At 47.2% G+C, this 7,927-nt stretch carries 7 protein-coding genes, 1 rRNA gene and 1 riboswitch; of the genes, 4 read left to right on the forward strand and 4 right to left on the reverse strand.

Annotated features, from left to right (window positions below; all coding sequences use genetic code 11):
* Window positions 1-17: 17 nt before the first annotated feature.
* From L3V27_RS07990 to thiD, 3 genes are read right to left on the reverse strand one after another with little or no spacing between them, the layout of a single operon-like run.
* Window positions 18-818, reverse strand: coding sequence for an ABC transporter permease (locus tag L3V27_RS07990; protein WP_237311532.1), 801 nt, complete (start codon window positions 816-818; stop codon window positions 18-20).
* A complete protein-coding gene (locus L3V27_RS07995; protein ID WP_237311533.1) occupies window positions 811-1,569 on the reverse strand; it encodes an ABC transporter ATP-binding protein in 759 nt (252 codons plus the stop codon). The genes L3V27_RS07990 and L3V27_RS07995 overlap by 8 nt, the downstream gene beginning before the upstream one ends.
* A complete protein-coding gene (gene thiD / locus L3V27_RS08000) occupies window positions 1,559-2,416 on the reverse strand; it encodes a bifunctional hydroxymethylpyrimidine kinase/phosphomethylpyrimidine kinase (RefSeq protein WP_161445034.1) in 858 nt (285 codons plus the stop codon). Before thiD ends, L3V27_RS07995 begins: the two co-directional genes overlap by 11 nt.
* Window positions 2,417-2,513: 97 nt before the next feature.
* Window positions 2,514-2,621: riboswitch (TPP riboswitch) on the reverse strand.
* Window positions 2,622-2,933: 312 nt separating this feature from the next.
* On the opposite strand from thiD, the gene L3V27_RS08005 reads away from it, so the two are divergent.
* Window positions 2,934-4,319, forward strand: coding sequence for a TldD/PmbA family protein (locus tag L3V27_RS08005; protein ID WP_237311534.1), 1,386 nt, complete (start codon window positions 2,934-2,936; stop codon window positions 4,317-4,319).
* A complete protein-coding gene (locus tag L3V27_RS08010) occupies window positions 4,319-5,662 on the forward strand; it encodes a TldD/PmbA family protein (protein ID WP_237311535.1) in 1,344 nt (447 codons plus the stop codon). Before L3V27_RS08005 ends, L3V27_RS08010 begins: the two co-directional genes overlap by 1 nt.
* A gap of 81 nt (window positions 5,663-5,743) precedes the next feature.
* Here the strand turns inward: L3V27_RS08010 and trmY are convergent, their stop codons facing one another.
* Complete coding sequence (trmY, locus tag L3V27_RS08015; RefSeq protein ID WP_005459965.1) at window positions 5,744-6,343, reverse strand: tRNA (pseudouridine(54)-N(1))-methyltransferase TrmY; 600 nt, start codon at window positions 6,341-6,343, stop codon at window positions 5,744-5,746.
* A gap of 160 nt (window positions 6,344-6,503) precedes the next feature.
* Here trmY and L3V27_RS08020 point away from each other — a divergent pair, with 160 nt between their 5' ends.
* Entirely contained in the window at window positions 6,504-7,028 is a 525-nt protein-coding gene (locus L3V27_RS08020; protein ID WP_237311537.1) for a DUF3087 domain-containing protein, read from the forward strand.
* A gap of 484 nt (window positions 7,029-7,512) precedes the next feature.
* A 16S ribosomal RNA gene (locus tag L3V27_RS08025) occupies window positions 7,513-7,927 on the forward strand; the annotation flags it as partial.

Genomic DNA, 7,927 nt, shown 5'->3' on the forward strand with positions numbered 1-7,927 from the left:
TCTTCCTTTTTCTTTCCCTATTTGTTTTCCCAGGGAATGGCTTTTTTCAGTAATTTGTCAGTGGTGAAATAGAGTGTGATAGACAGTGCGGCGAGAATAAACAGCGCCGCGAACATTTCATTGATGATCATGCGAGCGTTGGCTTGCAGCATCAGATAGCCTAGGCCCTCACTTGAACCAACCCATTCACCGACCACGGCACCAATCGGCGCAATAACCACGGCAACACGAATACCAGACGCTAACGTTGGTAGGGCGGCAGGTAGTTGAATATGGCGCAGTAATTGCCATTTCGATGCGCCCATGGTTTTGGCAAGATCGAGATAGCCGGTGGGGGTGTTGCGCAGTCCGTCGTAACAACAAGTTGTTACAGGGAAAAAGATGATGATCGCCGCCATCACCACTTTTGACGCGATGCCGTAACCGAGCCACAGCATCAACACGGGCGCGATAGCAAATACTGGAATGGCTTGGCTAGCGATAAGAATCGGCAATAACCAGCGTTTGAGCGGCTCGAACATCAGCATTTGCAAAGCAAATAGCAAACCCACCGATAAGCCGAGTGTGAGGCCAAGTAGGATCTCTTGTGCCGTTACCCAAGTGTGTTTGAGCAGCACGTCGTATCGAGTGACTAATCTATCCAATACTTCAATTGGTGATGGCAAGATGAAGCTTGGCATGTCGAACACCACTACAATGAGCTGCCACAAACCTAAGATCACGGCTGCGCTGATCAGCAGACGCAGAGCTGGGTTAGTCACGCGTTCCTTTTTATTAATACGCGCCGAAACGGAGTTGTACTGAGTCATATCACTCATAGTCTTTCTCCAATTGATCCAAAATCGCTTGTTGCAATGTTGCGCATTCTCCATCGAGAGATCTTGGTGGCTTGGCGTCCGGAACAACCAAGTGCTGCGCTTGAGCAGGCGTGCCTTGCAACACATAGAGTTGGTGTGACAATCGCACCGCTTCTTGTGGGTCGTGCGTAATCAAGACAACGGTTTTGTCCTTTAGTAGCTCGGCAGAGAGAGTTTGCAATTTGTGGCGAGTCACGGCGTCCAATGCCGAGAAAGGTTCATCCATCAAAACCAAAGGTTTGTCTTGCATCAGAGTGCGAGCAAGGGCTACGCGTTGTCGCATACCTCCAGAGAGTTGAGCGGGTTTGGCGTTAGCATAATCAGCCAACCCAACGTGCTCTAATAAGTTGAGAGCACGTTGTTTATCATCCGCTGAATTTGAGTTGGCGTGAGAAAAGCGCGAGCTAAGGCAGACGTTATCCAGCACGTTAAGCCACGGTAGCAATAAATCCTGCTGAGCCATGTAAGCGATACGGTCATGCAGTGCGGCGCCATCGGTTGTGATGAGTTCGCCATGCCAGTCAACTTGGTTATCCAGTAGGCCAGCTAAGTAACGCAATATCGTGGTTTTTCCGCAGCCACTTCGCCCGAGTAATACCGTCCATTGACCGATAGGAATGACCATGTTCACTTTCGCTAAAGTCGGTGTTTGGCTGTCTTTGTATTGCAAACTGGCGTCGGAAAGCTGAATGCCAATCGCGTTAGCGAACATAAGTATGACCCGAAAAAAAGTGATTCACAGGGCCGTGACCTTTACCGACATCCAATTCATCAGCGTGTGCGATAGCTTGGCTGATGTACTGCTTACCAAGGTGCACTGCTTTGTGTAGGTTGTTGCCTTGGCTAAGGTAAGACGCAATGGCGGAAGACAGTGTACAGCCCGTACCGTGGGTGTTTTTGGTCGGAAAACGCTTGGCGCTGATTAACTCGGCACAGTCTTGCATGATCAGCAGATCGTTGCTGTTTTCATTTTCTTCAAGATGACCGCCTTTGAGCAGAATAGCTTTGGCACCAAGTGCACGAAGGTCGGTAATCATATCGTTCATTTCAGATTCTGATTGAGGCACTGGCTTACCCGTCAATGCTGCACCTTCTGGCAGGTTAGGAGTGATGATGTCTGCCAGTGGAATTAACTCTTCTTTTAATGTGCTGATTGCCGACTGTTCCAGTAATAGATCGCCGCTGGTGGCCACCATTACAGGGTCAATCACGAGGTGTTTTGGCTGGTATTGTTTAATTTTGTCTGCAACAACTTTGATGATGTTGGAGTCGGCTAGCATGCCCACTTTGACTGCAACGATGTTGAGGTCGGTAAATACTGCATCAAGTTGGCTCTCTACATGGTCGAGAGGAATGGGGAAAATCGCAGAAACGCCTTGGGTATTTTGCGAAGTAATCGCCGTGATTACCGAGCAAGCAAAACTGCCGGTTGCGGACATCGCTTTGATGTCGGCTTGAATACCTGCACCGCCACCACTGTCTGAGCCCGCGATGGTCAATACGATAGGGGTAGGCAAGGCTGGCGTGTGATGTGAATGAGGTTGTGATTGCTGCGTCATGGTCGCTCCTACTACAAGACGTATAGGAACTGACTTTGACCGTTGCAGATAGATCGATTTTTCGATCGCTATCGCTTACCTAAGAGGGGCGGCGAAAGGCAAAGTGCGCATAGTTCCCTACGTCAGTGCTAACTGAATCAGGTTCAACGGGTCTCGAATCTCGATCTCAGCCAACGCTTATCGCGTGGCCCCCCGACTATTTCGCTCGGATGATAGCAGGACCATTGCGGAAGGGATACGTTTTTTGAGAGTAATTATTATTGAGTATTCAATTATGCGAGGTGAGTGATAGAGTAAGCATCTAAATGGTTCGTCGTGTGGAATTTACTAGTGCAACGCTCTGGTGAAAGAGCTGAACCTGGAATATTTAATAAATAATCGTGGTCTCGCTAAGCAAGGATTAGCACAAAACAAGGTTAAAAAACTGTTAAAATTTAACGCGTTGCCAATTTAACTTTGTTGAACTTTTCGACAGTTAATTAGGAAGGCTAAGACGATCATCGAGCAAGGAGACTTCATGCTTAATTCTGCAACAGCGAAGTCAGTGATCGATCATGCTCTCTTTTTAGGGGCTGATTTCGCTGAACTATTCGTTGAACATCATCAAACTAACACCGTCCAGATCGCATCTGGTGAGGTGGACAAGATCAATTCGGGGATTGATTTTGGTATCGGTATTCGCCTCTTCTTCGGTCACAAAGTGCTTTATGGATACACCAATAGCACGGACGAAGCCGAGCTAAAACGCGTAACCTCATTGCTTGCGGCAAAAGACAAGCGTGAGCAAATCGCGTCAGCAGGTTCTTTAAATTTGAACCGCTACCCAATCCAACACGGTTGCCGCATGCCGTTAAGTCAGGATGCCAACTTAGATTCAAAAATCGCGTTTCTATTGAAAGTTGACCAAGCTGCGCGTGCAGAAAGTGAGTACATCAGCCAGTTCATTGGTAGTGTGCTTCAGCGCGAGCAGCAAGTGTCTATCTTCAACTCAGAAGGTTTGCATGTAGACGATACGCGTCACTACATTCGTGTGGCGGGTAACACCGTTGCTCAAAAAGGTAATGAGCAGTCTTCTGGCATGGAAGGCCCAGGGGCACTTGCCGGTTGGGAGTTTAGCGAACAGATCGAAGCGAAAGAGCTGGGTCAAACTATCGCTCAACAAGCGCTAGTGAAATTGGGGGCGGATGCTTGTCCATCGGGTGAAATGCCGGTGGTAATTGGTAACGGCTTTGGCGGCGTTATCTTCCACGAAGCGTGTGGTCACTTACTCGAAACCACTTCGGTTGCGAAGAAGGCGTCAGTATTCCACGACAAAATGGGTGAGATGATCGCTCATACCGCAGTAAACGCAGTAGATGATGGCACTATGACCAACGAATGGGGCTCAATCCACGTTGATGACGAAGGTTTGCCAACGCAGCGTACCCAACTGATCAAAGACGGTAAGCTAACTAGCTTTATGGTCGATAAAATGGGCGGCATGAAGACAGGTTACGAGCCAACAGGCTCTGGTCGTCGTCAGAACTACAAGTTCGCACCAACCTCGCGCATGCGCAATACCTTTATCGAAGAAGGCGAGCATTCACTCGATGATATGCTTGCGGGAATCGAACGCGGTATTTACGCCAAGAAGATGGGTGGTGGCTCCGTTCAACCTGGGACGGGCGAATTTAACTTCGCTGTTCGTGAAGCGTATTTGATTGAAAATGGCAAAATTACCAAGCCTTTGAAAGCGGCGACACTGATCAGCACTGGTCCTAAAGTATTGAAAGAAATCAGTATGGTCGGTAAGGACATGGCACTTGCTCCAGGTATGTGTGGTTCAGTGAGTGGCTCAGTACCTACAACAGTCGGCCAACCAACCCTTAAAGTGGACAATATTCTGGTAGGAGGCGGTAACTAATGAGCCAAGAACAACAACTTCTTAACGCGGTTGATTACGTCCTGTCAGAAGCCAAACGCCAAGGTGCGGAAGCGGACGTGATTGTGAACCGTAACAGCAGCTTTTCGCTGAAAGCAAACCAAGGCAAGCTGGATGAGTACAAAGTTAGCTCAAGCCAAGTGCTGGGCGTTCGAGTCATTAAAGATGCCCGTGTTGCGACCAGTTATTCTGAATCACTCGAGCAACCAAGTTTAGATTTGATGCTCACCAACGCGCTGCAAAGTGCTCGCTTTTCCAAGCAAGATGAACATCAAACCATCAGCTGCGTAAACAGCAAAATCACCACTGATATTGCAGAAATTGCGCAAGAAGATACCACATCGGTCGATGAGAAAATTGAGCTGTCCCTTGCACTTGAGCAAGGTGTTGTGGCCCTGCCTCACGCTTCAAGCTCACCATACAATGGTTACAGTGACGGTGAAACTCAGCTCATCATCGCGAATACTCAAGGTACGTTATGTCAACATTTCGAGCGTTCGTTCACTTGTTACGCGTATACCTTATTTGAAAAAGATGGCAAACAGTCGATGGCAGGTAGAATGTCGCTAGGTCGCCGTTTTGATGAGTTGGATCCAGCTTATTGTATAGAAGGCGGTTACAACCTTGCTCGCGACCTCCTTGATGGCGCACCAGTTGCGACGGGTAACTACCCCGCTATTTTCCACATCAATGCGCTTGCAAGTTTATTCGGTGCTTTCGGCAGTGCGTTTTCTGGTGTGAGTGCGATGAAAGGCATCTCGCCACTGGGTGACAAGCTTGGTCAAAGCGTTGCAAGTGAACTGATCACCTTTACCGATGCGGCTTACATGCCAAATGGTATGGCAATCGCGAGTTTTGATAGTGAAGGCTTCGCTACTCAAGATAATGTGATGATTGCTAATGGTGAGTTGAAAACCTTGCTACACAACAGCCAGACCGCAAGTTACTTGGGCGCAGTCTCGACAGCAAGTGCATCTCGCAGTGCAAAATCGAGCTTAGACGTATCAGCGAATCACAAAGTGATTGCGACAGGCAACAGCAGTGCGTTAGAAGTCAAAGCAGGTGAGTACCTAGAGTTAGTCGAACTGCAAGGTGTCCACTCTGGTGCGGATGCTGTCAGTGGTGATTTCTCATTTGGTGCGAGTGGCTTCTTGTGCCGTGATGGAGAGCGCGTTCAACCAGTTCGTGGGATCACGGTAGCGGGTAACTTCTACAAGATGCTGCAAGAAGTTGAGGCAGTAGGTGATACTCAGCTAATCAACGATAGCCGCACTTTCTTCTCGCCAGACGTTCGCTTTGCTCGTTTGAGCATTGGTGGTAAATAAGCGTTGCATAGAAAGTCAGAAACAAAAAAAGAGGACTCAATCGAGTCCTCTTTCATCATCTAGCAACGTGTACGCGAATAACTAAAATTCGCGGATGTCCAACTCATTGTGGATCAATACCACACACTGAGAAGCGAAAAGCATCTTAGGACCTAAGCTGATCTTCTCAGTACCTAGGCGCTTCAAGCTGTTGAACGACTTCTTCGGCATCGGAATGTGATCGGTTAGTAAGAAACATGGGTTTTCACCAATTTCTGCGTCACGAACAAATTCGCCTTTCTTGTCCAACATATAAAGTTGGTGATCTTCCGCCAGTTCTTGCACCAAGCGTTCAAAGCTCACTGTACGAACCGTAATACCTGGTTCAACTTCACGAAGCTGCTCTTTACCCATGCCAACAGATGCGTCCAACGCACGGGCAACGGCAGCGATCAACGTTGACTCGTGAAAACCGCCAATATTGGTAATGTCGTTTGAACGAATGGTAATCGTGCGCGAGTAATCCTTCGTGCTCTCTAATACCAAGTGGACAACCACATCTTCACGGTGAGATTGTGCCACGAACATAGTGTTCATCATGGTATGAGCAAGGATCTCGGTATGCGCCTCGTTACCAACACCTTCTAATAGTGCTTTGCTGGTGGTTGGCGCCGCGCGAGCTCGTAAAACAAAAGAGCGCATGAATTTAGCCTCTATATAGGAAGAGTGAATGCGCGGAAGTATATACCCAAGCAGGGAAGGGATGCGAGTTTAATAGTAAATGTGAACTTACTTACAAAGCTTCGATTGTCGTGCGGAGTATGCTGGTTAGAATAGGAGGCAACCCTGTTAGGAGCGGTATATGGAAATCAAAAAGATAAATAAAGACATTTATAAAAAGAAAGCAAACCTGGTGATTGGCGGTTTTGTTGCGTTGCTCGCTATCTCATCTCTTGCCTTTAGTACCTTGCTTATTGTTTTGTTTGGCAATACTCAAGCCGTACCTGAACAATCAACGGGAAACTTTCATTGGAATTTGATTGGTGTCGTTCTCGCAGTCGCAACTTCCCTCTCTTTATTGAATCAAATTAAAACTCGACCATACATGGAAGAGGTGCTGTACGTTTGGAAGCTCAAGCAACAGCACAACAAAATATTTCGTAAACTAAAAAGCATTAAAGCAGCCGCGAGCAATGACGATGTAAAAGCGCTCACTACGCTTAAGTTCTATTACAAAACTCAACAACAAGTGTTTGAGTTAGACAACAACACATTGACGATGAATAGTGTAAATAAAGAATTAGAGGCCATTGAGCAAATCGAAGCGGCGCAATCACTGGATCTTGATATCACCAGCTTTAAAGAGAGCTGGGTAGACACATACTGATTGCCTATTTGCTACTTGAAGTTAACAACTGAGTGCTAAAATTAAGCGTTTGAGTGAGATTTAATCACTCGATGCTTTTTTTTAAGTTTTTTTCTAAAAAGGGGTTGCCAAGAAAAATCATCTCCCTATAATGCGCCTCCGTTGTCAGGGCAAAGCGGAAACGCAAAAGCAATTGGCAATAAGGCGAAAGAAAGCTTCTAAAAATTAATTTAAAAAAGTGTTTGACACTGAAAGTTAATTCCTTAGAATACGCCTCCGCTTCGATAGCAAAGCTTACGAAGCAAGCTCTTTAACAATATAGACCTATCAATCTGTGTGGGCACTCGTTGATGATAATCCAATTAGAAATTTCTCTTAATAAAGAGCGGTTTCAAATTAGGTTTCAATGATACGAAGTGACCATTGAATCTTCGGATTCAGCACAGTCAATTCAAACATTACGTTATGTAATGTTCAGTATTTTCATTGAGCCGAACAAAATCTTAAATTGAAGAGTTTGATCATGGCTCAGATTGAACGCTGGCGGCAGGCCTAACACATGCAAGTCGAGCGGAAACGAGTTATCTGAACCTTCGGGGAACGATAACGGCGTCGAGCGGCGGACGGGTGAGTAATGCCTAGGAAATTGCCCTGATGTGGGGGATAACCATTGGAAACGATGGCTAATACCGCATGATGCCTACGGGCCAAAGAGGGGGACCTTCGGGCCTCTCGCGTCAGGATATGCCTAGGTGGGATTAGCTAGTTGGTGAGGTAAGGGCTCACCAAGGCGACGATCCCTAGCTGGTCTGAGAGGATGATCAGCCACACTGGAACTGAGACACGGTCCAGACTCCTACGGGAGGCAGCAGTGGGGAATATTGCACAATGGGCGCAAGCCTGATGCAGCCATGCCGCGT

It is taken from the genome of Vibrio sp. J2-3(2022), assembly GCF_021725735.1.
GTDB lineage: Bacteria > Pseudomonadota > Gammaproteobacteria > Enterobacterales > Vibrionaceae > Vibrio > Vibrio diabolicus.